This is a genomic window from Acinetobacter piscicola (genome assembly GCF_015218165.1).
Taxonomy (GTDB): Bacteria; Pseudomonadota; Gammaproteobacteria; order Pseudomonadales; family Moraxellaceae; genus Acinetobacter; species Acinetobacter piscicola_A.
Genome location: NZ_CP048659.1, coordinates 161,414 through 188,099 on the forward strand (window position 1 = coordinate 161,414; position 26,686 = coordinate 188,099).

Here is a 26,686-nt window from a genome sequence, read left to right on the forward strand (position 1 = left end):
ATACTGCTTTTAGGTTCTGAGGACGTTGTATTTCATCACTACGATGTAACCAGCCTTCTCGTAAGACTTCACTACTATTGTAACGTGAATTCGGCTTAAGCAGATTTTAATTCAATAGGTTTTAAAATCTGCTGAATTCCTGAATTATATCCATTCACAAGTACCAACGCATATAAGGTTAAAGCTGAGAATATTGTCGTCAATAATCCTATTTTTGATCTATGGCGAGTGTGTTCAAGATCAAATTGACTTTTCATCAAATTAAATGGTGCTTCAATAATTCCACGTTTTTTTAATACAGCATGATCAAATGGATCTAAAACTTGTGGTTTCATATTTCTTTTTACACGTGTAATCAGTTGAACACCAACTTCTGCAAGGCGATCCTTCCAATTCTTACCAATATAGCCACGATCACCAAACAACTTACCTTTTAATTTTGAGTGTTCTATTAATTCTGGTAATACTTTACGGTCATCAACGTTACCTGTTGTTATACAATAAGAAACTAAGCGTCCAACATGATCGCAAATCAAATGAATTTTGAAACCATAAAACCAATCTACAGAGGTTTTCCCCCGACTTGCACTGTCTACAAATACACGGTGTTGCTGAATACGTTTATTATGACACACAGCTAATTTGGTAGAATCAATAAAAGCAATTCCAGAGGATTGCACCTTTAAACTCTCAATAAGAGCGAAAAAATACATCACATATTTTGCTTTTAATTCAATGAATCGGTTATAGCTAGGTAGGTTTGGAAAGTAAGAGCAAAGAAAAGGCTTAGCCCAATAAAGATAAAAAGCCTTGAAGTTTCTACTCCCTGTTAGATGAAACCACAATAATAAAGTGAGAACTTCAGAAGCACGGATTTTACTTTGGCGCAATCGCTTAGCTTGTCCTGAAGTAAGCCTATATTGTTCAACATTGTTGGTAATATCAGCACAAAAATCATCAATTAAACAAAAAAAGTGTTGTAAGCTGTGTATCGATAGGCATTTGAGGTTATTCAGTTTTTTGTCGTGATTAAATTGTGACTCAAATGCCTATTCTTTATCAAATTTCTTATCCCGAATTCACGTTAGTTAGCACCTGAACCTTGTCCACGTCCTTCTTTGATTCGTTTAGCAATCTGTATCTCGGTTAAGCCATTCAGAGATTTAGCCATTAAAAAGCCCAGTATACTTTTTAATCAGTATGCTTGGGCTTTTTATAGTTAACAACTATTTTGTGTAGTTAATAACTTTAATGTCATAGTTAGCAACTGTTTTGTATAGTTAATAACTATTTTGTCTGACCACACCTATATCAGAGTAATTTTTCAGTATTACTTAATTATTCTACAGTGACAGATTTTGCCAAGTTACGAGGTTGATCGACATCTGTACCACGTAATACAGCAACATGATACGACAAAAGTTGTACTGGAATGCTATAAACAATAGGGGCTAACCAATGATTTGTGGTTGGAATATGCACAACATGTTGGCGATCTTTTTCTACAATACCACTGTTTTCATCTGCAAAGACAAAGAGTTCACCACCACGTGCTTGAACTTCTTCCATATTAGATTTTAACTTATCTAACATATCATCGTTTGGCGCGAGAATAACCACAGGCATGTCATTATCCACTAAAGCCAGTGGACCATGTTTAAGTTCGCCAGCAGCATAACCTTCAGCATGAATATATGAAATTTCTTTGAGCTTTAAAGCACCTTCAAGCGCAATAGGGAACTCCGTGCCGCGCCCTAAGAATAAACAATGTTGTTTTTCTTTAAAGAGTTCTGACAAGCGTAAAATTGCTTTGTCACCTTGTAAAGTATCTAAAATAACTTTTGGTGTATGCCATAAAGCGGTTGTAATTTCTGCCATATTTTCAGCAGAAATTGAATTTTTCACTTGACCAATTTTTAAGATCAACAACATTAACGCAGCAAGCTGAGTGGTAAATGCTTTTGTTGAAGCAACCCCAATTTCAGGACCAGCAAGTGTAAGTAAGTGATGATTGGTTTCACGGACCATTGATGATGTTGCAACGTTACAAATCGTCATGGTTGAAATAGATAGATTTTTCGCTGCTGCACGTTTTTGCGTATCACGTAATGCGGCTAAAGTATCCGCTGTTTCGCCTGATTGAGAAATACATACATATAATGTATTGCCTACAATGACAGGTGAGCGATAGCGGAATTCACTTGCAATTTCAACTTGGCAAGGTAAATCAATAATTTGCTCGAACCAATATTTGGCAATCATGCCTGCATGGTAACTGGTACCACAAGCGATGATTTGAACTTGTTGAATATTATTGAAATCAACTTCTGCATTTTTTAAGAAATCATCACGTAGCGCATTGCCATTGAGTGCTTGAGAAATGGTTTGCTGAATCGCTTCGGGTTGTTCATAAATTTCTTTGAGCATGTAGTGCTTGTATTCACCTTTTGATGCATTACTGACCGTTGCATCTAGTTCTTTAATTGGGCGTTCAACCAACTGTCCATTTACAAATACTTCAATACTATTGCGTGTTAAACGTGCAATATCACCTTCTTCAAGGTACATAAAGCGATTGGTAATTGGAAGTAAAGCCAATTGATCAGAGCTAATAAAGTTTTCACCAATACCGACACCAATCACAAGTGGAGAACCTTCACGAACTGTAATCAATTCATCAGGATGTGCAGTATGTACAATACCTAAGGCATAGGCACCTTTGAGTTGAGGTACGATGCTCTCTACCGCTTTCAATAAATCTGGAATTGTTTTGAGTGCTTCATGGACTAAATGCGCAACAACCTCAGTATCTGTTTGTGAGGTAAATACATAACCCAAAGCTTCTAATTCATTTTTAAGTTCTTGATAATTTTCAATAATACCATTATGAACAACGGCTACATCACCAGAAATATGCGGATGTGCATTATTTTCAGTTGGTTTGCCATGCGTTGCCCAACGTGTATGTGCAATACCAAGAGAACCGATAATATCTGCTTCATTCACGGCTTGTTCAAGGTTTGCAACTTTACCTACACGACGTTCACGTAAAATTTGACCGTGATCAACGAGTGCAACACCCGCAGAGTCATAACCACGATATTCGAGGCGTTTTAGACCTTCGATTAAAATATTTGTAATACTACGTTCTGCAACGCCACCAACAATACCACACATAGTTATATCCTCTTATTTCTTGACCTTTTGGGGACGCTGATAATTTTCTTTAGAAATTTGTTTTGCTCGTTCAAATGCAAGGCTGTTGTCTGCAACATCATGCGTGATCACTGAGCCTGCACCTGTTGTTGCACCGTTGCCAATCGTTACAGGTGCAACCAATGAGTTATTTGTACCGACAAAGGCATGATTACCAATAATGGTTTTATGTTTGTTGGCACCGTCATAGTTACACGTGATTGTCCCTGCACCAATATTGGATTCAGCGCCAATTTCAGCGTCACCAAGATAAGCAAAATGATTGGCTTTAGATGCAAAACCAATAGACGTATTTTTCACTTCAACAAAGTTGCCAATATGTACTTCATTGGCTAATTTTGCACCTGGGCGTAAACGTGCAAATGGTCCAATTTGAACTTGTTCTCCAACAATGGCATTGTCAAAAATGCTATAAGGTTGAACTTTGGTGCCAGCCGCAATTTTAGTATTTTTAATAATACAACCTGCGCCAATTTCGACATGATCGCCGAACTCACAGTCACCTTCAATGACCACATTGATATCAATACGAACATCATTGCCTGTTTTGAGTTTTCCACGAAGGTCAAAACGTTGTGGATCAATAATATGTACACCTTGTTGCATCAACAATTTTGCTTGGTGATTTTGGAATTCACGTTCTAATGCAGCAAGTTGTAGACGGTCATTCACACCTTCAACTTCAAAAGCGAGTTCAGGTTGAATTGAGGCGATTTCCATGCCATCAGCCAATGCCATAGCAACGATGTCGGTGAGGTAATATTCACCTTGGGCATTGTCGTTACTCAGTTTTGGTAACCATTCATGCAATTTAGCATTGCTGACACAGTAAATACCTGTGTTAATTTCTTTGATTTGGCGTTGCTCATCAGATGCATCTTTATGTTCAACAATGGCTTGAATTTTTCCATCTTTACGAACAATACGACCATAGCCTGTAGAATCATCTAAAGTGAGCGTGACTAAACCAATGCCAGATGTATGAGATGCATCAATCAGACGTTGCAAAGTGCTGTATTGTACACAAGGTACATCACCTGACAAAATTAAAGACATCCCTTCTGTAGAAAGTACGGGTAAAGTGACTTTTACCGCATGTCCTGTACCGAGTTGTTCAGTTTGTTCAACCCATTGCACGTTTTCATTAGCAAATGCATTTTGAACTAAATGACCACCATGCCCAAAAATTGTAATTATATTTTTTGCTTGTAATTTTTTTGCTGTTTCAATCACATGACCCAGTAAAGGACGTCCAGCTAAAGGTTGTAACACTTTAGGCAGGCTAGAACGCATACGTGTTCCTTTACCAGCAGCAAGAATGATTACAGTTGTTGACATATAACACCTGATAATAAATTTAAATCAAATAAAATAAAAATAAATCGCAATACACAACGCAGCCCAAATTCCAGCAATGATGTCATCAAACATGATGCCAAAGCCGCCATCAACTCGCTGGTCAATGACACGAATCGGCCAAGGTTTCCACACATCAAACAAACGGAATAAAGCAAAACCAATCAATGCCCATAACCAACTCATTTCCCCTAAATAAATCAGAGGAAGAAAAGTAATTGATTGCCCTGCAAATTCATCCCAAACAATGCGTCCATCATCATGCACGTGAATAATCTTTGCAGTTTGCCCACAAATATAAATACCAATGAATGACATGAGAATGATAACGGCTACAGAAGCATAAAAGCCAAGCATAAGCCAAAGAGGAATGAATAATAAGGCAAAGGCTGAACCGAAAGTACCGGGTGCTTTGGGGGCTAGGCCTGAGCCAAAACCAACACCGCAGAACACAATAAAGCGTTCAGACCAAGTCATCTCTTTAAAGATAATAGGAGGTTTATGCAAAGTGTTGATATCCATGAAAGTGAAGAGGATGATCTAAGCCATCTTTTTCAAATGTGAGTCCGTGTTGTGCCTTAATTTTCCCGATGATTGTAGTCTTAACATTGGGTTGTAATTGCAAAAGTTTTTGATAGTTTTGCTGACTTATTGTAAAGCATAACTCATAGTCATCGCCACCCGAAAGCGCGTATTCCCACTGTTTTTCTAAGGCCAAGCTGTGAAGTGCTGCATTTATAGGGAGTTGGTCTAAGTTTAAACTTGCGCCAACACCTGATGCATCCAGAATATGTCCTAAATCTTGTGCCAAACCATCAGAGATATCAAGCATGCTATGTGCAAGATTTTTTAACAGCATCCCCAGTTCGCAGCGGGGAGTGGGGTAGTCCAAACGTTGTTGTAAGGGATGCCCTAAATGCTCGAGTGCAAATGCAGCATCGCCCACAGTACCACTGACTACGATAAGATCATCGACTTGTGCATCTGAACGCGTCACGGCTTGACCTGTCTCAATCCAGCCGAGTGCAGTCACTGTAATGGTGAGATGTGGACTTTGTGTGGTGTCACCACCGATTAAACGTACACCAAATTGATCGCAACAATCATATAAACCCTGACTAAAATCTTTGAGCCAAGAATGATCAATTTGGGGTAGGCTCAATGCGAGCAGAATACTATGCGGTTTTGCACCCATTGCAGCAATGTCAGATAAATTGACAGCAACAGATTTCCAGCCTATGGCATGAGGAGAAGTCTCTAAAGGAAAATGCCGACCTGCAACCAGTGTGTCTGTACAAATCACTAATTGTTGATTACATGGAGGAGAAAGCAGTGCTGAGTCATCACCGACACCTAAATCTACATCCGTAGATTGACGGTTAAAATAGGTATCGATAATTGAGAACTCAGCCATAACCACAAGTTATTTTGCTTGTTGCTTTTCTGCTTCACGCAGGCTTGTTGCTAAACGGTCTAATACACCATTGATGTATTTATGACTGTCTGCACCACCAAAGTGTTTTGCAAGTTCAATTGCTTCGTCTAAAACAACACGATATGGAACTTCAAGATGATCTTTGAGTTCATATGCGCCTAAACGCAATGTTGCAAGTTCAACGCCATCCAATGCTTCGATCTCACGATCAAGAACTGGAATAAGTAAAGCATCCAATGCCTCATGGTTTGCGATCACGGCTGTGAGCAACTCATGATAATAGCTGAGATCCACTTTATGCATCGCATTGTCAGCACGCGTACGTGCTTCGATTTCATGCACAGGGTTGTGGCTCATTTGCCATTCATAAATCCCTTGTACAGCAAAACGACGTGCTTTACGTTTTGCTGCATAAGTAGCTTGGAGTGTTTGCGACATGCTTTAAATTGCCTTTAACAGGTTAACCATTTCAATTGCAGTAAGGGCAGCTTCACCACCTTTATTACCTGCTTTTGTACCAGAGCGTTCAATCGCCTGTTCAATACTGTCCGTAGTCAATACACCATTGATCACAGGTAAGCCAGTATCGAGACCAACCACACCTAAACCTTTGGCACATTCACCTGCAACGAAGTCAAAATGTGGTGTACTCCCACGAATGACTGCGCCAAGTGCGATTACAGCATCGAATTTACCAGAGCTTGCAAGTTTTTTTGCAACTACAGGGAGCTCCCATGCGCCAGGTGCATGAACGACAGTGATATTATCGTCGCTAACACCATGGCGATGCAATGTATCAATTGCACCTTCTAATAAATGTTCAACAACAAAGCTGTTAAAACGACCAACTAAAATCGCGTAACGGTCTTCGCTCGCGAGATGTAACAAACCTTCAATTCGGCGAATCGCCATAGCAACCTCGATGATTTAATAGATCAATAATTGAATATATGCAAAATGCTTAAGCTTGATCAGCGGTAACGTATTCTACCACTTCCAAATTAAAACCTGATAATGCGTTAAAACGTAATGGTGAACTGAGCAATTTCATTTTCTCAACACCTAAATCACGTAAAATTTGCGCACCGACACCAATGGTTTGATATTGTTGAGAAAGTACAGCATTGGATTTGGTTGGTTTTGGCTTGCTTAATGCTTCTAGCGCAGGTCCTAAATCAGACAAATGGCGTTGACCAATCCACACCAAAATTCCGCGTTCACTATGGGCAATGGTTTTGAGTGCTTTGTCTAAGTTCCATGCAGGCTCACCATCTTTCTTGTTGAGTTTTAACAAATCTCGAGCTGGATTAAAGCCATGTACACGAACTGTAGTTACGCCGTCTTTCGGCTCGCCTTTCACCAAAGCAAGATGAATGTCTGGATTACCAATTTCACGATAACGGTGCAAATTAAATGTACCGTATTCGGTTTCAATTTCTTGATGGTCTAAATGTTCAACGGTCTGTTCATTGGTCATACGATAATGAATCAGATCGGCAATCGTCCCCATTTTTATGCCATGTTTTTCAGCAAATACTTCAAGATCAGGACGACGTGCCATCGTACCGTCTTCATTGATAATTTCGCAAATGACAGATGCTGGTTCAAGTCCAGCTAAGCGAGCCAAATCACAGCCTGCTTCAGTATGTCCTGCACGGTGCAATACGCCACCTGGCTGCGCCATGAGCGGGAAAATATGCCCAGGTTGAACAATGTCAGTTGGTTTGGCATGTGCAGCAACAGCTGTCTGAATGGTATGCGCACGTTCTGCAGCAGAAATACCTGTAGTAATGCCTTCAGCGGCTTCAATGGACAACGTAAAGTTGGTGCCGTGTTGCGCGCCATTACTATCAACCATTAAAGGTAAGTCTAATTGCTTGCAACGGTCACGGCTTAGAGTCAGACAAACCAATCCACGAGCATGGGTAATCATAAAGTTGATGTCTTCAGGACGTACATGAGTTGCAGCAATGACCAAATCACCTTCATTCTCACGATCTTCATCATCCATCAGGATGACCATTTTTCCTGCACGAATATCTGCTACAAGCTCTTCAACAGTATTGAGCGCCATCAAGCTTCACCTTTTTGTTCTGTCTATGTGACATTTTCATTTAATTCATTGTGACATAGTCTACCGTGTTTTATGGTAGTTTGCCTATGCTTATCACATTCCTTTGAGAAACATAGTTATACACAAGGCTGTAGGGAAATGAAAAGTAGATACAGTTCTTTTTAGTGCAAATTTGTTTAATCTTTCAACATTTGTTTAGCAAAAAATCATTATTGAATATTATAAAAATAAATATCTATAAAAAAGCACATTCATTTTGAACATGCTTTTTTATTTGTTGATTAAATAGAATTTTAAACCGCTGTACTTACGTTTCTTTTTTTACCTTTTAAAATTTCAGTGCGAAGATTTTGTGCAATTTCTGCAGATTCGGCATTCATTCCATTAATCATAAAGGCATGGCGTGTCAGTACGTTGGTAGGATTTGGCATAGACACCAATTGATAATTTTCACCAATCTGTTTGAGTAAGTCATTACTTAAATAGAGTGCCATTTCTTTGGCAATTAAATGATGAGTCAAACGATCTGCAGCTTGCATGGCATCAAGTTGCATAGCTTCAACTTCGGTAGTTACAGCACAACGTGTTTGTAAAACAAAACGTTTATCTTCACGATAACGCTTATATAACACCTCTGATAAAAGTTGAAATACAGATCCAATCATTAGAATACAATGTGCAGCATTTGGTTTATCTGCGGCCACAGTGAGCAAAGCACCTTGTTGATTAAACTCTTGATGTACCACAAAGTCTTTAGAGTTGAGCTTAAAGTGTTGTGCTGATAACTCTATACTTTTATTTAAGAAAATTTGGCATAAATTAAAATAGGGTACCGACACTGATTGGTTAACAGTATTCATTAACTGTTTTGGATCATAGTATTGGATATTTAACGCAATTACTGCTTGTTGGTGATCAAAATCAGCTGGTATCTCTACTTTTAGTGGTTTTGGTTTTACCTGTTGTTTAGCTTGTGCAATGGCTAAGGTTTTATCTGCTTTTTCAGCTTCTAAAGCTTCTAAAAGTTGTTGAATTTCATGTTTTAGGCGAGCTTCTTTGTTGAAACGTGCTAATAATTCACTACGTGTTGGACGAGCAATGGCACGATAAGCAAGCCAAATCAAAGCATGAATAATAAATGAAACCAAAATCGCCAACCATTGAGTTCTTAAAATCTCACCAATGCTAGGTTTAATTAAGGTGATTTCAATGCTACCCACTTTTTTCTCATTTTGTAATGCATCACGTACAAACACCTCACCTTGACGTGTTTTGGCTAAACCGCTTGTTGCAAGTACTTGCTTTTGCGCATCTAAAATGCGAATCGAAGCGACACTAGGGTTCGTGGCATAACGATTTGCCAGCAGGGCTAAAGAGACTGTATTGGCAGGTTCAAGCTCAGAAAGACTATCTGCAACCAATTGACTGGTCATGAGTTGACCTTGGTTTGCGCGGTTCGCATTGAGTTGATGAGTTGTTGCAATTACCATCAAAAAGGTATGTAAAGCAAAACTTATAATGAGTAGGCTAGCAAATAGCCCTTGTCTTGGCGCATTCAACTTAAACTTCCAAAGAAAAAATATTCGATTTCGATTATGATTCTAACAATAGTTGTAGCTCAGACCCGAGTCAATTCATGCGAGAAATCATTCTTATATCATTTTTAGGACCTGACCAACCCAATCAGTTTACTCGATTAATGCAAGTGTTGTCCGTACATTCTTTGCAAATATTAGATGTAGGGCAGGCAGTCATTCATAACCAGTTAACTTTAGGGATTGTGGTTTCGTCAGATGACCAAACCGCCACGGCTTTAGCCATGAAAGATATCCTTATTTTAGCACACGATATTGGACTCACTGTTCGATTTAAGCCAATTACAGGTGCGGAATATGATCAATGGGTAAGCGAAGGTGGCCGAACCCGTTATATTGTGACGGCTTTAGCGCCTGAACTGACGGCTGCTCATTTACAAGCAGTAACAAATATTGTGTCGAGTCAAGGTTTTAATATTGAAACAGTCACTCGTCTTTCAGGACGCCCTGAAAGAGAAGAACATGATCATGAACCTAAACGTTCTTGTGTCCAATTTGGTTTGAAAGGTCAAATGTTGGATGCACAAGCGATGCGTGCAGCATGTTTACGACTTTCTGCAGAATCGAGTATCGATGTCGCAGTTCAAGAAGACAACGCTTATCGTCGTAACCGCCGTTTAGTTTGTTTTGACATGGATTCTACTTTAATTGAGCAAGAAGTCATTGATGAACTTGCCATCGAAGCGGGTGTTGGTGAACAAGTCGCTGAAATTACTGAGCGTGCCATGCAAGGTGAATTGGATTTTCAGCAAAGTTTCCGTGCTCGTGTCGCCTTGTTGAAAGGCTTAGATGCGGCAGTTTTACCTAAAATTGCGGAACGTTTAACTGTAACCGAAGGTGCTGAGCGTTTAATTAAAACCTTAAAATCATTGGGTTATAAAACAGCTATTCTCTCTGGTGGCTTCCAGTATTTTGCTGAATATTTGCAAGCAAAACTGGGTATTGATGAAGTGCATGCCAATATTTTAGATGTGCAAGATGGCATAGTGACAGGTGAAGTCAAAGGTCATATTGTGGATGGCGCACGCAAGGCGCTTTTATTGACTGAATTGGCTGAAAAAATGGGTATTTCACTTGAGCAAGCAATTGCGGTAGGGGATGGTGCAAATGACTTGCCAATGCTTTCAATTGCAGGTTTAGGCGTTGCTTTCCGTGCAAAACCATTGGTTCGTCAAAATGCCAATCAAGCGATTTCAAGTGTCGGCTTAGATGGTGTTTTATATTTACTCGGTGTACATGACAAAGATTTAAGTCGTGCTTAAGTTGCTCTAAATATGTCAGTCTGATGAAAAAGAGCAGCGTAAAGTTGCTCTTTTTTTATTGAAAAATATTGTTTTTTATTGTGAATGTAAAAATTATCTCAATATTCAGATTATAGATTGAGCAGATAGGAAAAAGTTATTTTTATCAAAAAATAGCTTTGTATTTTTTTGTAATGACACGGGAGCACAGGCAAAGATTAGCATGCATGCAAAATACAAAATAAAAAAATGTAATGACAAAATAATATGACGACAAAGTATGTCGTTTTACCTAAAAACAGGTATTTTCTTCTAAAAAAAAATCGCCATAATGCACAACATAAGCTTTGGTAAAATTGCAAAGAAAAAAAGATTGGCTTGATGAAAATTGTGGTTTATCACTTTAATTCAGAAGTGGACACTTCATTTTGACGGAGGTTGTTATGGTAGCAGCGACATGGGCAACATTGATTGGATTTGGTCTGATTGCCGTAGCGTTGGTGACTGTGTTCTTTTCTCCTTATCGTCATTGGTTGGGATTTATGTTTGCTGGAATGGTGTTCTGGGGCATATTAGAGGCGATACGGTTTAATGTGCAAAGTTTTTTTGAATTATCGGTATCTTATAGTTATTTAACAGCGATCCTTGTGGCAATGAGTGCACTGATTGTGGTTTTGTTACGCGCAGACAAATTGGCACAAAAGGCATTGCAAAATCGCCAATATATTGAGCATACGCCTGTTTATGAAGATGAATAAAAGCCGATGTTCTGAGCATGACTGACTTTAGAGTTCAATAAAATAATCATAAAAGATATTTAAAAGGTATATCGAATGATATACCTTTTTTCTGCGTATACTTTTGTTAGAAGCTTTGTCTTAGAAATAATAAGTTATGCTAGGATAATGAGTAGATTTTTTATATTAAAACAACAGGCTAAAATGTCATGAAACTTTCTTCAATACCCGTTGTAAAGTTACCTATTGTTGATGCAAGTACTGATCCTTTAGATCTTTTGGTACTCGGCTTAGCATTACGTATGAAACAACTGGCACGTACAAGTCCAAAATTTATTGAATTGACCCATGACCGTCAATTCCGTATTGAAATTGGCACAGATACAGGCGTTGCTCGTCAAATTATTGTCAATAACGGTCAAATCGAATCCGTTACAGGAAATGCAGAAAAAGCTGACTTTATTCTACAGTTTGCAGACAGTGAGCAAGGGGTCAAAACTTTAGTCAAAGGTGATCCAAGTGCATTCATGACAGGCATGCAAAATGGCAGCATCAAAATGGAAGGTGATTTCAGCTTATTGGTTTGGTTTAACCAAGTGGCTAAATTGATTCCACCTAAAGTGCCAAAACCAGTGAAAGAAAAAATTGCCTTGGCGCGTCAGTTTCTTAAAGAAAAGACAGGTCGCTAATTTTGCTTGACGTATAGAAACTGGTGATTAAAACGCATCAGTTTCTTACTAAATAAAAGAATGAAAATAAAAAATACGTATTTAATTTTATTTGCTAATCATCTATTCAACGGATGTAGCTAGTTACAACCAACACCCGCCATAACTTTTATTGATCTCTATATTTTGAATAAAACCGTGACACACATTGTTGAAGTCAGGGGGGATTTATCAAAAGGTCAGTTTTACTTTAATAAATAGTTACCTGCATTTTTAACACTGCATCAGTATTGACTAAGTTTACAAGATACAGACTTGATGATTGAGGTGATAGATCAGCAAGGACTGACGTATCGAAAGCATATGGACTTTGTGATTGAAAAGAGCACAAGTAGGTCAACTCCAAGTGAAAATTGACCTAACATTGGAAGTTATGATTTCAATCAATTTTTCTGTGCAATCGAAATCATATGGATTATTCCACTTCTAAATTAAAGGTCACAGGTCCATCATTGACCAAGTGAACTTTCATATCGGCAGCGAAAATACCCGTTTGTATATGTTCAAATTGGGTCTTGGCATATTCAACCAGTTGATCATAGAGTGCTTCAGCCTCAATTGGGGGCATCGCAGGACCAAAATCAGGGCGTAAGCCTTTTTGAGTTTGTGCCATGAGGGTAAATTGTGAAACCAGTAAAATGCCACCACCAGCTTGGCTGACATTCCAGCCCATTTTGCCTTGTTCATCATCAAAAAAACGATATTTCAAAATTTTATCAATCAGCTTCTTGCCTTTTTCAAAATTATCATCTTTTCCTAGACCTAAAAAAACTAAAATTCCTTTTTCAATTTGACCTGTAGTTTGACCATCGACAACAACTTTTGCTTCGAGAACTCTTTGTAATAATGCACGCATTGCTAGGATATAAATCGGCTGAACGAGTGCTTATTTTATCAAATCTCAATAATTAGAACATTCTCTAATGTGGTGTTTTGTATATAGATTTGATTGAGAGTAAATTTTTAATCTATTTAGTCGATTAATAATAATCTTTTTTACCAATTATTACAAAAAGGTTAGATTAGCACTCGCAGGAAAGGTTAAATGAAAAGAGATGAACAATGTTTAAGCGTTCTTTATTGGTTGCAATGCTTGCAACAGCGACAGCTGCAACAGCTGCGCCATTAACAAAAGACAACGGTGCACCAGTTGGTGATAACCAGAATTCAATCACTGCAGGTCCAAACGGTTCTGTATTGCTTCAAGATGTTCAGTTGATCCAAAAATTACAACGTTTTGGACGTGAGCGTATCCCGGAGCGTGTGGTACACGCACGTGGTACAGGTGCTTATGGTGAGTTTGTAACAACTAAAGATTTATCTGATTTAACCATTGCTTCATTGTTCAAAGCGGGTACTAAAACTCCAGTTTTCTTACGCTTCTCTACAGTCATTCACGGTAAGCACTAGCCTGAAACTTTACGTGACCCGCATGGTTTCGCGATCAAGTTTTACACGCAAGAAGGTAACTGGGATTTAGTGGGTAACCAGACTCCAGTGTTCTTTATCCGTGATGCGATTAAATTCCCTGACTTCATTCATGCAATGAAGCCAAGCCCAATCAACAACGTTCAAGATGCTAACCGTGTATTTGACTTCTTATCAAGTCAACCATGGGCAACCAATATGTTGACCTATGTCTATGGTAAGCAAGGTGTTCCAACCAGCTATCGTGAACAAGATGGTTTCGGTGTACATGCATTTAAATTGTACAACGACAAAGGCGAATACAAATACGTTAAATGTAACTTCCGTTCTAAACAAGGCGTGAAAGGTCTGAACGTTAAAGAAGCTGCTGAATTACAAGGCAAAGACTTCAACCACTTAACCAACGATCTTTACAAAAACATCAATGCGGGTCATTTCCCGAAATGGGATCTTTACATCCAAGTGTTGGATCCTAAAGATCTAAACAGCTTTGACTTTGATCCACTTGATCCAACAAAAATCTGGCCTACAGATTTAGTGCCTGAAACTAAAGTGGGTACATTGACACTGAACCGTATGCCGAAAAACTTCTTCCAAGAAACGGAACAAGTGGCGTTGGCACCAGGTAACTTGGTACCAGGGATCGAGCCATCAGAAGATCGTCTACTTCAAGGTCGTATCTTCTCTTACTCTGATACGCAAATGTACCGTTTAGGTGCTAACCATCAGCAAATTCCGGTTAACCGTCCACTTGTTGCTGTGAACAACAACAACCAAGATGGTTACATGAACGTGGGTGCAACAAGCTCTGATGTAAATTACGAACCAAGCCGTAAAGAGCCAAAACCATCGACTGCGAAAGCGCGTGCAGTACAAACACCACTTTCAGGTACAGTTCAGCAAATTGGTGTGAAAGAGCAAAACTTTAAGCAAGCGGGTGATTTATACCGTTCTTACTCTGCAAAAGAGAAAGACGATTTAATCATGAACTTAGCGGCTGATCTAGGTAATGTAAAAGATTCAGAAACTAAGCACATTATGTTGTCTTACTTCTATAAAGCTGATGCAGATTACGGTACACGTATGACGAAAGCTGTCAATGGCAACCTTACCACGGTTAAAGCAAAAGCAGCTCAGTTGAAAGACTAATACTATTGTAAAGGGTCAATTACGATTGACCAATCAAATTGGTGACTAGGGCATCAAGGATGTCACCTCCTAAAAGTCCTGTAAAACTCGAATCCTTTCCTGCAACCCTAGGGGAGTTTTACAGGCACTTGCTATATTGATGTGGAGTGTTTGAAATGAAAATATATTTACAAGGGATCATGCTATCTTTGTTGAGTATTGCAATGATGACATTACTCACGTTGGGGATCAGTACCGCTTCTGCAAAAGAGTTTGAACAGCAGCAAGTTAAAGTCACACAGAACGCACAAAATGAATTGATGGATCTATTTTTTGCAGCTGCACGCACGGGACAAAATGACGTGATTCAGGAATTTTTACAATATGGCTTTCCTGTTGATGTTCAAAATGAAAAAGGTTTTAGTGCATTGATGATTGCGGCATATGCGGGTCAGCAAGAAATAGTCAGTACTTTATTGAGATATGGTGCGGATCGTTGTTTACGTGACCATAAGGGTAATACAGCAGTAATGGCAGCAATTTTTAAGCTAGAATGGGGGATTGTGAAGCAATTACGTCATAAAGAATGTGATGCACGCGCTAAAAAAATAGGACGGAAAACCACAGAAGACTTTGCTGAAGTTATTGGACAGCTAGAAACGCTTCAAAAAATAGATAAGGCTCTAGACTAGCAGATTTACACTTAATTTTACCTAATGAGGTTCCACAGCTCAGTTGCTAACTCATTAGGTTCCCTCATCCAACGCCATTCAGTTTCTTTAAGATGATAATCAAAGTACTCTTTTGATATGCCGTTAAACTTTGCTAGCCTTCTTTTACAAAAGCTCCAAAATGATTCTATTCCATTTATATGACATTCTCCTCTAGCAAACTCATTTGCTCCGTGATTTACCCTAAAATGCTTTGAATAGCCCACATCAACAAGACCATTATAGCCACGCCATCCATCACTATAAATCACACTCTCAAGTGAAACTTTACCAATGATAACCTCTTGTAAAGTCTTCATTTTACAGTCAGGTACGATTTCAGTATAGACGCGCCCATTACGTTCGAATATTCCAAATACTGGCTGTTTTAGAGTCCCACGACCACGCTTTAACTTTCCATGAAACCCACGTTGCCTTTTCGCTCCAAAATAGCTTTCATCTACTTCTATTGAACCAACAAACTTAGCTCTTAAATCTGTTTGATGATCATAGATAGTTTCTCTAAAAAGCATGTACCAATAGTTAATCGTATTACGATTTAAATTGAGTAATAAGGCTGTTTTGGAAGCAGGAATATCAACACAAAAGCATTGAATAATTTTTTTAATCTTGTAGTGACTTAATTTACTGTTTTCTATCATGATTCTAGACTAACATAATCATTTTGCTAGTCTAGAGCCTAGATAATATTGAATAATTTTTTTTTGCAAATTTTCGCTATTCAAAAATATTGAAGAAATGTAAAGTGTATAAAAAATAGATGAATTTGAATTATAATTAAATTATAATTTAGTTATAATCAATCATACAAGAGAGACGCATGGAAAATAAAACTGCACGATTGACTATTTTGATTGATCCGATCAAAAAGAAAGCATTTGAAGACTTATGTAACCAACAAGATATCACACCATCGCAAGTTGTACGTCAACTGATCCGTGAATACTTACAATCACATGGCGTAGATTATGCGACCAAATTGAAAAATAATACTGCGGATAAAAATCAATAAATTAAATAATAATGTTCATTTAGTTATTTTAGCAAAATGATAAAACTACCACCACGAAATGTGGTGGTAGCTAATTCTACTTAAGAAAAATCAAGTTCTTTTTCAAAGGCACGTAATTCATGGCGTGCCATCGCAAGGTTAGATTTTTGACGATCTAAAACCAAATATAAAAATAACTCATCATTACGGTCTAAAGGGCGTAACAAGTGATATTGCTTGCCTAAAGTAATTAGAATATCTTCAATTTTATCATTAAGTTTTAGTGCATTTGCAACTTTGCGCTTTGCACGAATCACTTCAGTATTTCCTGCTGCTGCAAGTTCTAAATCTAAGCCTGTACCTACAGCTCCTAGTGCTAAACCACTTGAGCTGTCGACTAATGCTGCTGCGATAAAACCATCAATTTCATTTAATGCACTTAAATTAAGTTTTGACATAAGGATTTCCTAATTTGACCCCATTTATTTTGAAAATATAAAAAGTATTTTTAGATTTTGACATTTTTAAATACATTTATATCTTATTTAATGTTAATTAAAAAAATATTTAATTTCAATATATATTAATGATAAAATATTAAATATTATTTTATTATAATATAATTATAACTATTTGAGTATTTCACGATATTTAAAAATTGAAAGTCGTCAGATTTTTGTTAAAAACGCAAGATCATCTATTTTTTGATTTGCAAGTTTTGATTAAGTTTTTATAGTGAGAAGATACAGATTAATTGGATCGAATATGCAACCCATCATTCAGTCATTGCTTGATACGGATTTGTACAAATTTACAATGTTGCAAGTGGTACTTCATAAATTTCCACAAACACATAGCGTATACCATTTCCGTTGCCGAAATTTACAAGATACCGTATATCCATTGACGGATATTTTAGATGATTTGAATGAACAGCTAGATTATCTTTGTCAGCTCAACTTTAAAGAAGACGAATTACAATATCTACGCACGCTACGTTTTATCAAAAGTGACTTTGTTGATTATTTAGAATTATTTCAACTCAAGCGCCGTTTTATTAAAGCAGGTATTGATGCAGAAGGACGTTTGGACATTTGGATAGAAGGTCCCATGGTTCAAGCAATGATGTTTGAAATTTTTGTATTGGCTATTGTCAATGAACTCTATTTTCGCCGTATTCGTTCAGATGAGGTCTTGGCAGAAGGTGAGCGTCGTTTACAAGCCAAAGTGGTTCTGATGCAAAAATATGAAGCACAGATCCAATCAAATGATCCGCCATTTTTAGTTTCTGACTTTGGGACACGTCGCCGTTATAGTCTAGATTGGCAACGCCATGTGATTCAAACTTTTCATAAAGCGGCACCTAATGTTTTCCGTGGAACCAGTAATGTTCTCATTGCGAAAGAACTCAATATTTTTCCAATAGGCACCATGGCACATGAGTTTTTACAAGCTTTCCAAGCGTTAGATGTACGTCTACGAGATTTTCAAAAATCAGCATTAGAAACATGGGTGCAAGAGTATCGTGGTGACTTAGGTATTGCCCTCACAGATGTTGTGGGAATGGATGCATTCTTACGTGATTTTGATTTATATTTTGCCAAATTATTTGATGGCTTACGTCATGACAGTGGTGATCCATTTGCGTGGGGAGATAAAGCATATGAGCATTATCGTAAACTCAAAATTGACACCAAAACCAAAATGTTAACTTTTAGTGATGGTTTGGATTTAGAACGCGCTTGGGCACTTTACCAATATTTTAAAGACCGTTTCCAAGTCAGTTTTGGGATTGGCACTAACTTGACCAATGATATGGGACAAACACCGCTCAATATCGTGTTAAAATTGGTGGAGTGTAATGGTCAGTCTGTGGCAAAAATTTCTGACAGTCCAGGAAAAACAATGACGGATAACGATACCTTTTTAGCCTATCTACGTCAGGTTTTTGAAATTGCTGAGCCAAGCAATTAGAAGAAAAACGATAGCTGATTTTTTGCTAAAGAAATGCAGGAAATCAGCTAAAGCCTAAAAAAGACTATGCTAAGATGGTTAAAATAATCCTGCTAAAATTCAAAAAATCGTATGACTGCTCCCATTTTTAATTTTGATTTGTTGGTTGAAGCTGAACAGCTTGTTCCTTACTTAGGACATGAAAAATTACGCATTGTTGATTTAAGCCGTAGCTCGGTTTATGAACAATTACATATTCCATATGCACTACATCTTAAGCCACAGTATTTAGTGCGACAAGAAGAACATGCTTCGGGTTTATTGCCTGATGAACAAGGTTTAGCTGCTTTAATAGACTACTTAAACATTTCTCCTGAGCATCATGTGGTGGTTTATGATGATGAAGGCGGTGCGTGGGCTGGGCGTTTGATTTGGAACTTACAGTGTTTAGGCTTTGAACATGTCAGTTTACTGAATGGCGGTATTCATGCATGGTTAGGTGCAGGCTTGCCAACTTCATCTGAGGTTGAAGCATTCACAAAAGTAGAAAATTTGGTTCAGGTGGATTTGCAAAATATAGAAAAATATAGAATCGAATATGATCAATTATTAGAAAAAGTACAACAAAATGCAGTACAAGTCTGGGATTGTCGTACGACAGAAGAATATACAGGACAACGTTTAGCAGCAAGACGCGGTGGTCATATTCCAAATGCACGACATTTTGAATGGAGTACTGCAATTAATCGTCAAAATCATTTAAAATTGCATCCTTTAGAACGCACGCAACAACGTTTAGAACAATTGGGCTTTCATTTAGATCAACCTGTGGTGGTGTATTGTCAATCACATCATCGTTCAGGCTTAGCGTATATCTTAGGTCGATTACTCGGTTGGAACATTCAAGCTTATGATGGTGCGTGGAGCGAATGGGGCAACCGCCTCGACAGTCCTATTATTAGTGGAGAATCACCTTCGTGAGTCTAACCTCAAACTTAAAAAAACAACTTTTTATTCGTGCTCAAAATTTAGTACCGCAACAACAACTCAGCCGTGTGGTGGGTAAACTTGCAGCTAGTGAAAATCCATTGGTTAAAAATGTCGTTATTCAAGCATTTAAAGCACAATATGGCATTGATATGTCGATTGCACAGCAAAGTGATGCATTAAAATATAAATCATTTAATGAGTTTTTTACCCGTGCTTTAAAAGAGGGTGTGCGTGAAATTGATACAGATGCAAATAGTATTGTTTCACCTGCGGATGGTGCAATTTCCCAATTAGGTCAAGTGAAAGAAGGCGATGTATTTCAAGCCAAAGGTCAAAGTTTTTCAGTTGAAAAATTGATTGGTGATCCGCAGCTTGCAGCACCGTTTAAAAATGGTGAATTTGCGACCGTCTATTTGTCACCACGTGATTATCATCGTGTGCATATGCCTTTTGCAGGAACATTAACTGAAACGTTATATATTCCGGGTGAATTATTTTCTGTCAATAAAACGACTGCGGAAAATGTGCCAGGTTTATTTGCCCGTAATGAACGTATGGTGTGTTTGTTTGATACAGAATTAGGTCGTATGGCCGTTGTTTTGGTGGGTGCAATGATTGTTGCTGGTATTGAAACCGTAGCAACAGGTAAAGTGAAACCATCGGGTCGCTTGGAACTCAACCATCATGAGTTAAAACTTGAAAAAGGTGATGAGTTAGGACGCTTCTATTTAGGTTCAACCGCGATCGTTTTATTTGAACAAGGTAAAATGAATTGGGATGCACAATTTAAAGCGAACTCCGTGGTTGTCATGGGTGAGGCTTTAGGGCATATCCTATAAGTATTTAAAAATACTCAGTTTGAGTAAAGGTGAAGAGGATTATATTCTTCACCTTTTGTTTATTCTAAGATGTAGATTAGAACAAAAATTATTCAGGGTTATATAAGCGTTCTTTAGGGAATACCACTCTAAATGTAGAGCCTTGATTTTCAATAGAATCAATTTCTAAATAAGCATTATGTTGCATCAGTACGTGTTTCACAATCGCTAAACCTAGACCTGTGCCACCTGTTTGTCGGCTACGTGCACTGTCCACTCGATAGAAACGTTCAGTTAAGCGAGGTAAATGTTTAGGGTCAATACCGATCCCTGTATCTTGTACTGTGAAATAACCATGTAACCCATCATCATGCCATCCCATTGTAACTGAGCCCCCTTTAGGCGTGTATTTGATGGCATTGGTAATTAAATTACTAAAAGCACTCGCAAGTTCAGTATCAGAGCCGATCAAGTCACAATGGCTGTCGATGTCTAAATTGAGCGTATGTCCATAATCGACGTTATAGGCTTGCGCATCATCAAATAATTGATTCATTAAACTCGGCATTTCAATGATTTGATTTTTAGCAATTTGTTTATTGCCTTCAAGACGTGACAAGAGCAATAAATCATTCACTAGGGCATTCATACGTCGCGTTTGTGATTGCATTTGATCAAAAGCACGTTTCCAACGTGGGTTTAAATCTTCTTGATCAGTAAATGTTTCAATATAACCACTGAGAACCGTGAGCGGTGTGCGTAATTCATGTGAAATATTATCGACAAAGTCTTTACGCATTTGTTCTAAGTTATGAATTCGGGTTACGTCATAAGCGACCAATAAACGACTTTCACTGCCGAAGCGAGTGAGTTTGATCTGTACATAATGCTCGTCATAAACCGTTGATTTTATTTTTATTCCGTCAGGATATTGATCAATATTGTTAAAATATTCAATAAATCCAGGTTGGCGAATAATGGTCAATAAATTGCGACCACGATCAAGCATTTGGATGCCAAGTAATTTTTCAGCCGCAGGATTCCACCATTCGATTTGATGTAACTCGTCAGTTAAAACGACAGCTTCTGCTAACGCAACCAAGGATGATTGTGCCCGATCAATTAACCCGACCATTTCGGCTTGAACAACACGTTCTTGACGTTGGGCACGATACACATTAAATAGCAATGCACCCCAAATTCCATTTAAATTCGGTGGTACATCATAAGGACGGTTAGAAATCCACTCATTGACCAAATATAACGAGCGAAGTTGCAAAATAAAAAAAATTGCAAAAGAGAACGAAATACAGAGCCAAAAGTACCCAATCCCAAAACCGATAAAGCATCCGATGACGAATAAAAATGCTAACAGTCTTAAATCTTGTTTAGCAAAAGTCCATAAACTGCTGTAACGAAATCGTTTATGTTCACGTGCAAGATCTGGGACGGGGTAGGGTTCATACATAAAAAAACTGACCTAAATTTAGCCTAAAGCGACATCAGCACGTGTCGAAAAACGATAGCCTGTACCGCGAACGGTTTGTACGTAACGATCTGCAGCATAGGGTTCTAATACTTTGCGCAAACGGCGGATATGTACATCAATAGTACGGTCTTCAATATAGACGTTACCGCCCCAGACTTGGTCAAGCAATTGTGCACGTGTATATGCACGTTCAGGATGAGTCATAAAGAAAGCCAATAAACGGTATTCTGTTGGTCCCATTTCTAAAATACTGTCACCAAAGCTTACACGTTGACTGACAGGGTCGAGAATTAGACCATTGGCATCAATTGATTTTTCACCACTAAGTGCATTGGCACGACGTAGCACGGCTTTAATACGTGAAACCAATTCACGCGTTGAAAAGGGTTTAGTCATATAGTCATCAGCGCCTGCATCTAAGCCTTGCACTTTATGATCTTCTTCACCTCGTGCAGTGAGCATAATTACAGGGATTTCAGCCAAGTTCTCATCACGTTTTAAGCGGCGGCACAAGTCCACACCACTAATTCCGCCAGGCATCATCCAGTCTAATAGGATGAGTGAAGGGCGTTGATCGACAATCATTTGATGTGCTTGTTTGGCATCTTCTGCTTGTAAGCATTGGAAACCTGCCATATCTAATGAGGTATGGATCATTTCGCGAATTGGAAGTTCGTCATCGACGATTAAAATATAGTCATCTTTCACAACGCAATATCCTATGTATGAACGGTGTACCGTTTTATTATTTATGACAGGCTTATTACAAAGATTAATTATGACAGTATCATTGCAAAAAAAACATATTGGCTATTTTTTGCAAAACTTTGTGACAAAACTTTTGAATTTGTATGCTAAATCCATAAAATAATGGTCGACATTGATTTTTCATATCGGGATGAAAAATTTAAAGGTTGAGAAGTTCAGGTATATTTAAGCACTTTGTTTTTCAGAAAAAGATTCTAATAATGAAAAAAATACCGCTTCACAGGCAAAGACGACTTGTTCGACAGAAAGTTTAAAACCACCCATGACCCAACGTACTGCAATTTGTGTAACATAGCCATTTAAGCCAGTCGAGACCAATGAAATTTCCTGTTCGCTGTGGTTGATCTGCGGCATCATTAACATGACAAAAGCTTGAATCATACGGTCAAAGCGACTCATGGTTTCATGGATTGTTGCCTGATTGTGCAACTCTTGCACCAACATCGCATCGACATAAATGATGCGTGCCATACGTGGGTCAGCTTTGAGCATAGAAAATAATGCAAATAAGCCCGAATGAATCATTTTTTTAGGTTCAGGAGAAGCTTGCATTACCCCTTGCATCACGTTGTGTTGCAATTGATCAATCAATTGTAAAAATATAGTTTGGAATAGCTCTTCGCTTTTTTTAAAAGATTCATAGAAATAGCGTTCAGTCAGTTTAGCTTCGTTACAGACGTCTTTCACGGTAACTGAAAAAAATCCTTGTGTGCCATAGGTTTCAATACCCGCTTCAATCAGTTTTTCACGGCGAGCTAACTTTCGTTCAGAAAGAGACATACCTTTAAATTGTCTTTCTTTTACCATTTTTTTAGATGTATTTTCGTTCTGAGCATGTTGCATCGTTTCATTTAATACGTGTGTAGTCATATGAATTTGTGCCAAATTAAGTGTGCAAATAGCAATATTTGATCAATAAAAATAGTTGAAATTTACGTCATACTTCTGAGCAACTCATCAACATTGAAAAGCTTAACATATTATATTGACAATAGTCATTGTCAAAATTATAGTGTAGCTGTGAGTGTATGTATAGAAAAAGTACATACAGAAAGAATTCAAACAAGGAAACTCAATGAAAAATTTTAAAAATAAAGTCGCTGCAATTACAGGTGCAGGCTCAGGTATGGGACAACAATTGGCAGTTCTATTAGCAAAAGCAGGTTGTCATTTGTCCATCAGTGATGTCAATGAAAAGGGCTTGGCCGAAACTGTTGAATTATTAAAAGCATATGATGTACGAGTAACATCAAAAAAAGTAAATGTAGCAAAACAGCCTGAAGTTAAGGCTTGGGCAGAAGAAACGGTGAAAGATCATGGCTCTGTTAATATGATCTTTAATAATGCTGGTGTAGCGCTGGGTGCAACCGTCGAGGGTGAAACATACGAAGAATTAGAGTGGATCGTGGGGATTAACTTCTGGGGTGTGGTTTATGGTACGAAAGAGTTTTTACCATACATCAAGCAAACAGGTGAGGGGCACATCATCAATACTTCAAGTATCTTTGGTTTAACTGCTCAGCCAACGCAGTCGGGTTATAATGCAACGAAGTTCGCGGTACGTGGTTTTACTGAGTCTTTACGCCAAGAACTTGATATTGAAAAATGTGGCGTGAGTGCACTATGTGTACACCCAGGGGGTATTCGTACCAACATTGCCAATGATGCGCGTATGAACGACAGCTTAAAATCATTGGGTATGAGTCCTGATAAATCAGCGAAAGCATTTAATAAACTGTTGCGTAAACCTGCGGTCGAAGCTGCACAAGAAATTTTGGATGCAGTTTTAGCAGACAAACGCCGTTTATTGATTGGTGGCGATGCGGTGATTGTTGATTTGGCACAACGTTTATTACCAACAGGTTATCAGAAACTGGCTACAGGTTTGACCAAGTTAACCAAGCGTTTTGAACCAAAATAATAGGTTTAGACCACAAAAAACCGTCATTTATGACGGTTTTTTTTTCGCCACGTAAAGACAGGAAGGGATTTAAATTACTGCAAAATAATCAAAATTTGCTGCAAAATTCATTTTTGACAAGATTAATTTAGATGATTTTCTTAATTGTGTGAGTGGCTTCAGCGCTAAATCATTTTAATTTTTTTATTTATTTAAAATACAGCATAAAAATGTCACTTATTTGACAGATTGGAATAAGGACTTTTGGCAAGATCAAGCCATAGACAATTTTGTTCTTATTTAATGATAAAATTTTGAGGAAATAACAATGAGCTATAGCTATCAACACATTCAAGTCAAACCCATCACAGGTCGAATCGGTGCGGAAATTTTGGGTGTAAAATTATCTGGACAATTAGAGGATCAGGTTATTGCTGAAATTAATCAAGCATTGTTGCAATACAAAGCAATTTTCTTTAAAGCACAGCAGCATTTGGATGATGCAGAACAAGAAGCATTTGCTGCACGTTTGGGAACACCACTGAATCATCCTACTGTACCCATTAAAAATGGTTCTAAACATATTTTAGAGTTAGATTCAACGCACGGTGCACGTGCAGATAGTTGGCATACCGATATTACTTTTTTAGATGCTTACCCTAAAGCCTCGATTTTACGTAGTGTGATTGCACCTGAAGCAGGTGGTGATACTGTTTGGGCAAATACTACATCGGCATATGCATCATTACCTGAACCTTTAAAAGCATTGGCTGATACGCTTCGTGCTGTACACAGTAACGATTATGATTATGCCAGTGGTGAGCTGAGCATTAATAAAGAAGCGTTGGCAAAGTATAGAAATTTCTTTAAATCTACAGAATATGAAACTGAGCATCCTTTAGTACGTGTACATCCTGAAACAGGTGAAAAAACCTTGGTCTTAGGGCATTTTTTCAAACGTTTTGTCGGTTTTAATAGCAAAGACTCTCGTAAATTATTTGATTTATTTCAAAGTTATGTCGTAAAACAGGAAAATATTGTCCGTTGGCATTGGGAAGCAGGTGATGTGGCAATTTGGGACAACCGTGCAACACAGCATCGCGCAATCAATGATTATGGTGATCAACACCGTGTAGTACGCCGTGTGACCTTAGAAGGTGATATTCCTGTCGGCGTGGATGGACGTTTAAGTCAAACAATTGTAAAAGAAGAAAAATTTGATATCAAGGATTATCGTTTGAGTGAAGAAGGGGTATATGAAAAAGTTTCATAAGTACAGATAAAATTTAAAATAACTTTGCATAAAATAAGCGTTGAATAGCGGAATAAATCATTAGATCGATTTTTATTCTCCATCTAATATTAAATAAAATATTAGATGGATACTTTTATGCAATATTATGACTTAAACTCTGTTTCTAATTTTGATGTTTTAAAAAATATTTTTAAAAGTTTGTCAGGAGATAATATTAAATATATTTTGGATTATGCTTATATTAAAAAATATCAAAAAAATGAATTAATTTTAAATAAAGAAAATTGTTCGGAAGCACTTTATATTCTATTGAATGGTATTATTCATATTGGATATTTAAGTGTATCTGGACGTTTTCATGCTTTTAATTATTTTTCAGAAAAAAATTTAATCAATGCACTGCCTTGTTTAAAAGGGCACATTATTGATTATGACTATTATGCATTTAATCAAGTGCGTGTTTTGGTGATTCCAAAGCATATTTTTTTAGAAGAATTAAAGAATAACAATGGTTTAAAACAAGATGTATTTGACCTTATTGCACTCAGAATGCATCACCTTATTGCCGAAATTAAGTTTTTGCATGTTGCTAATTTACATCAAAAAATCTGTAAGACTTTGTTAAATTTGGCATTGCAATATGGTCTGCATCATCCTTTAGGGATAGAAATTTATTTAAAAATATCACAGCATGATTTAGCCGATTTATTGTCTACTTCCAGACAAACAATTAATAAAGAAATAAAAAACTTAGTGGGTTTAAATATTATTGAGTGGCAGTATGAAAATATTGTTATTAAAGATCTTCAGTATTTGAAATATAAAGTCAATGATATTTAAAATATTAATTTTT

25 protein-coding genes and 2 pseudogenes are annotated in these 26,686 nt (G+C 37.6%); 12 read left to right on the forward strand and 15 right to left on the reverse strand.

Going from position 1 to position 26,686, the window contains the following annotated elements; genetic code table 11:
• Positions 1 to 95: 95 nt before the first annotated feature.
• From G0028_RS00790 to G0028_RS00830, 9 genes and pseudogenes are all read right to left on the reverse strand, one after another.
• Positions 96 to 1,002: pseudogene (locus G0028_RS00790) on the reverse strand (IS982 family transposase).
• Between the two features lie 336 nt (positions 1,003 to 1,338).
• The gene (gene glmS / locus G0028_RS00795; RefSeq protein ID WP_180047533.1) at positions 1,339 to 3,177 is read right to left on the reverse strand and encodes a glutamine--fructose-6-phosphate transaminase (isomerizing); all 1,839 of its coding nucleotides are present in this window, start codon (positions 3,175 to 3,177) and stop codon (positions 1,339 to 1,341) included.
• Between the two features lie 12 nt (positions 3,178 to 3,189).
• Positions 3,190 to 4,554, reverse strand: coding sequence for a bifunctional UDP-N-acetylglucosamine diphosphorylase/glucosamine-1-phosphate N-acetyltransferase GlmU (gene glmU / locus G0028_RS00800; protein WP_180047532.1), 1,365 nt, complete (start codon positions 4,552 to 4,554; stop codon positions 3,190 to 3,192).
• Between the two features lie 24 nt (positions 4,555 to 4,578).
• Positions 4,579 to 5,094, reverse strand: coding sequence for a phosphatidylglycerophosphatase A (locus G0028_RS00805; protein WP_180047531.1), 516 nt, complete (start codon positions 5,092 to 5,094; stop codon positions 4,579 to 4,581).
• Entirely contained in the window at positions 5,072 to 5,986 is a 915-nt protein-coding gene (gene thiL / locus G0028_RS00810; RefSeq protein ID WP_180047530.1) for a thiamine-phosphate kinase, read from the reverse strand. Before thiL ends, G0028_RS00805 begins: the two co-directional genes overlap by 23 nt.
• Positions 5,987 to 5,995: 9 nt before the next feature.
• The gene (gene nusB, locus G0028_RS00815) at positions 5,996 to 6,445 is read right to left on the reverse strand and encodes a transcription antitermination factor NusB (protein ID WP_130074878.1); all 450 of its coding nucleotides are present in this window, start codon (positions 6,443 to 6,445) and stop codon (positions 5,996 to 5,998) included.
• Positions 6,446 to 6,448: 3 nt separating this feature from the next.
• Positions 6,449 to 6,919 carry a 6,7-dimethyl-8-ribityllumazine synthase gene (gene ribE / locus G0028_RS00820; RefSeq protein ID WP_180047529.1) on the reverse strand — a complete coding sequence of 157 codons (471 nt, stop codon included), beginning with the start codon at positions 6,917 to 6,919 and terminating at the stop codon, positions 6,449 to 6,451.
• 49 nt (positions 6,920 to 6,968) lie between these two features.
• On the reverse strand, positions 6,969 to 8,081 hold the full coding sequence (ribBA, locus tag G0028_RS00825) for a bifunctional 3,4-dihydroxy-2-butanone-4-phosphate synthase/GTP cyclohydrolase II (RefSeq protein ID WP_180047528.1): 1,113 nt from the start codon (positions 8,079 to 8,081) through the stop codon (positions 6,969 to 6,971).
• Positions 8,082 to 8,374: 293 nt separating this feature from the next.
• The gene (locus G0028_RS00830; protein ID WP_130074875.1) at positions 8,375 to 9,640 is read right to left on the reverse strand and encodes a hypothetical protein; all 1,266 of its coding nucleotides are present in this window, start codon (positions 9,638 to 9,640) and stop codon (positions 8,375 to 8,377) included.
• A 77-nt stretch (positions 9,641 to 9,717) separates the two neighbouring features.
• Here G0028_RS00830 and serB point away from each other — a divergent pair, with 77 nt between their 5' ends.
• The 3 genes from serB to G0028_RS00845 all read left to right on the forward strand — a co-directional run bounded on the left by serB (position 9,718) and on the right by G0028_RS00845 (position 12,343).
• A complete protein-coding gene (serB, locus tag G0028_RS00835) occupies positions 9,718 to 10,938 on the forward strand; it encodes a phosphoserine phosphatase SerB (protein WP_130074874.1) in 1,221 nt (406 codons plus the stop codon).
• Between the two features lie 422 nt (positions 10,939 to 11,360).
• Positions 11,361 to 11,675 carry a ciprofloxacin tolerance protein AciT gene (gene aciT, locus G0028_RS00840; protein WP_130074873.1) on the forward strand — a complete coding sequence of 105 codons (315 nt, stop codon included), beginning with the start codon at positions 11,361 to 11,363 and terminating at the stop codon, positions 11,673 to 11,675.
• 188 nt (positions 11,676 to 11,863) lie between these two features.
• Positions 11,864 to 12,343 (forward strand): SCP-2 sterol transfer family protein, encoded by a 480-nt coding sequence (locus tag G0028_RS00845; RefSeq protein WP_130074872.1) that lies wholly within the window; start codon positions 11,864 to 11,866, stop codon positions 12,341 to 12,343.
• A gap of 454 nt (positions 12,344 to 12,797) precedes the next feature.
• On the opposite strand, the gene dtd is transcribed toward G0028_RS00845, so the two are convergent.
• Positions 12,798 to 13,238: a D-aminoacyl-tRNA deacylase gene (dtd, locus tag G0028_RS00850; RefSeq protein WP_130074871.1), complete on the reverse strand. Its 441-nt coding sequence runs from the start codon at positions 13,236 to 13,238 to the stop codon at positions 12,798 to 12,800.
• A 206-nt stretch (positions 13,239 to 13,444) separates the two neighbouring features.
• On the opposite strand from dtd, the pseudogene G0028_RS00855 reads away from it, so the two are divergent.
• Both G0028_RS00855 and G0028_RS00860 read left to right on the forward strand, forming a co-directional pair.
• Positions 13,445 to 14,959: pseudogene (locus tag G0028_RS00855) on the forward strand (catalase).
• Between the two features lie 179 nt (positions 14,960 to 15,138).
• Positions 15,139 to 15,630, forward strand: coding sequence for an ankyrin repeat domain-containing protein (locus G0028_RS00860; RefSeq protein ID WP_180047534.1), 492 nt, complete (start codon positions 15,139 to 15,141; stop codon positions 15,628 to 15,630).
• Between the two features lie 17 nt (positions 15,631 to 15,647).
• Here G0028_RS00860 and G0028_RS00865 read toward each other — a convergent pair whose 3' ends face one another.
• Complete coding sequence (locus G0028_RS00865; RefSeq protein WP_004783898.1) at positions 15,648 to 16,310, reverse strand: IS1595-like element ISAcra1 family transposase; 663 nt, start codon at positions 16,308 to 16,310, stop codon at positions 15,648 to 15,650.
• Between the two features lie 179 nt (positions 16,311 to 16,489).
• On the opposite strand from G0028_RS00865, the gene G0028_RS00870 reads away from it, so the two are divergent.
• Positions 16,490 to 16,681 carry a CopG family transcriptional regulator gene (locus G0028_RS00870; RefSeq protein WP_130074870.1) on the forward strand — a complete coding sequence of 64 codons (192 nt, stop codon included), beginning with the start codon at positions 16,490 to 16,492 and terminating at the stop codon, positions 16,679 to 16,681.
• A gap of 80 nt (positions 16,682 to 16,761) precedes the next feature.
• Here the strand turns inward: G0028_RS00870 and G0028_RS00875 are convergent, their stop codons facing one another.
• Entirely contained in the window at positions 16,762 to 17,118 is a 357-nt protein-coding gene (locus tag G0028_RS00875; protein WP_130074869.1) for a roadblock/LC7 domain-containing protein, read from the reverse strand.
• A gap of 307 nt (positions 17,119 to 17,425) precedes the next feature.
• Here G0028_RS00875 and pncB point away from each other — a divergent pair, with 307 nt between their 5' ends.
• From pncB to asd, 3 genes are all read left to right on the forward strand, one after another.
• Positions 17,426 to 18,634, forward strand: coding sequence for a nicotinate phosphoribosyltransferase (pncB, locus tag G0028_RS00880; RefSeq protein ID WP_180046388.1), 1,209 nt, complete (start codon positions 17,426 to 17,428; stop codon positions 18,632 to 18,634).
• 111 nt (positions 18,635 to 18,745) lie between these two features.
• A complete protein-coding gene (locus G0028_RS00885; protein WP_130074867.1) occupies positions 18,746 to 19,594 on the forward strand; it encodes a sulfurtransferase in 849 nt (282 codons plus the stop codon).
• Positions 19,591 to 20,442, forward strand: a complete 852-nt coding sequence (asd, locus tag G0028_RS00890; RefSeq protein WP_180046390.1) for an archaetidylserine decarboxylase — start codon at positions 19,591 to 19,593, stop codon at positions 20,440 to 20,442. Before G0028_RS00885 ends, asd begins: the two co-directional genes overlap by 4 nt.
• 88 nt (positions 20,443 to 20,530) lie before the next feature.
• On the opposite strand, the gene phoR is transcribed toward asd, so the two are convergent.
• The 3 genes from phoR to G0028_RS00905 all read right to left on the reverse strand — a co-directional run bounded on the left by phoR (position 20,531) and on the right by G0028_RS00905 (position 23,521).
• The gene (gene phoR, locus G0028_RS00895) at positions 20,531 to 21,889 is read right to left on the reverse strand and encodes a phosphate regulon sensor histidine kinase PhoR (protein ID WP_130074865.1); all 1,359 of its coding nucleotides are present in this window, start codon (positions 21,887 to 21,889) and stop codon (positions 20,531 to 20,533) included.
• A gap of 18 nt (positions 21,890 to 21,907) precedes the next feature.
• On the reverse strand, positions 21,908 to 22,618 hold the full coding sequence (gene phoB / locus G0028_RS00900) for a phosphate regulon transcriptional regulator PhoB (RefSeq protein WP_130074864.1): 711 nt from the start codon (positions 22,616 to 22,618) through the stop codon (positions 21,908 to 21,910).
• A 225-nt stretch (positions 22,619 to 22,843) separates the two neighbouring features.
• Positions 22,844 to 23,521, reverse strand: coding sequence for a TetR/AcrR family transcriptional regulator (locus G0028_RS00905; RefSeq protein ID WP_227554801.1), 678 nt, complete (start codon positions 23,519 to 23,521; stop codon positions 22,844 to 22,846).
• Between the two features lie 232 nt (positions 23,522 to 23,753).
• On the opposite strand from G0028_RS00905, the gene G0028_RS00910 reads away from it, so the two are divergent.
• The 3 genes from G0028_RS00910 (at position 23,754) to G0028_RS00920 (ending at position 26,673) form a co-directional block, all read left to right on the forward strand.
• Positions 23,754 to 24,599 carry an SDR family NAD(P)-dependent oxidoreductase gene (locus G0028_RS00910; RefSeq protein WP_180046392.1) on the forward strand — a complete coding sequence of 282 codons (846 nt, stop codon included), beginning with the start codon at positions 23,754 to 23,756 and terminating at the stop codon, positions 24,597 to 24,599.
• A gap of 307 nt (positions 24,600 to 24,906) precedes the next feature.
• Positions 24,907 to 25,851, forward strand: coding sequence for a TauD/TfdA dioxygenase family protein (locus G0028_RS00915; RefSeq protein WP_180046394.1), 945 nt, complete (start codon positions 24,907 to 24,909; stop codon positions 25,849 to 25,851).
• 117 nt (positions 25,852 to 25,968) lie between these two features.
• On the forward strand, positions 25,969 to 26,673 hold the full coding sequence (locus tag G0028_RS00920) for a Crp/Fnr family transcriptional regulator (protein WP_227554758.1): 705 nt from the start codon (positions 25,969 to 25,971) through the stop codon (positions 26,671 to 26,673).
• Positions 26,674 to 26,686: the final 13 nt, after the last annotated feature.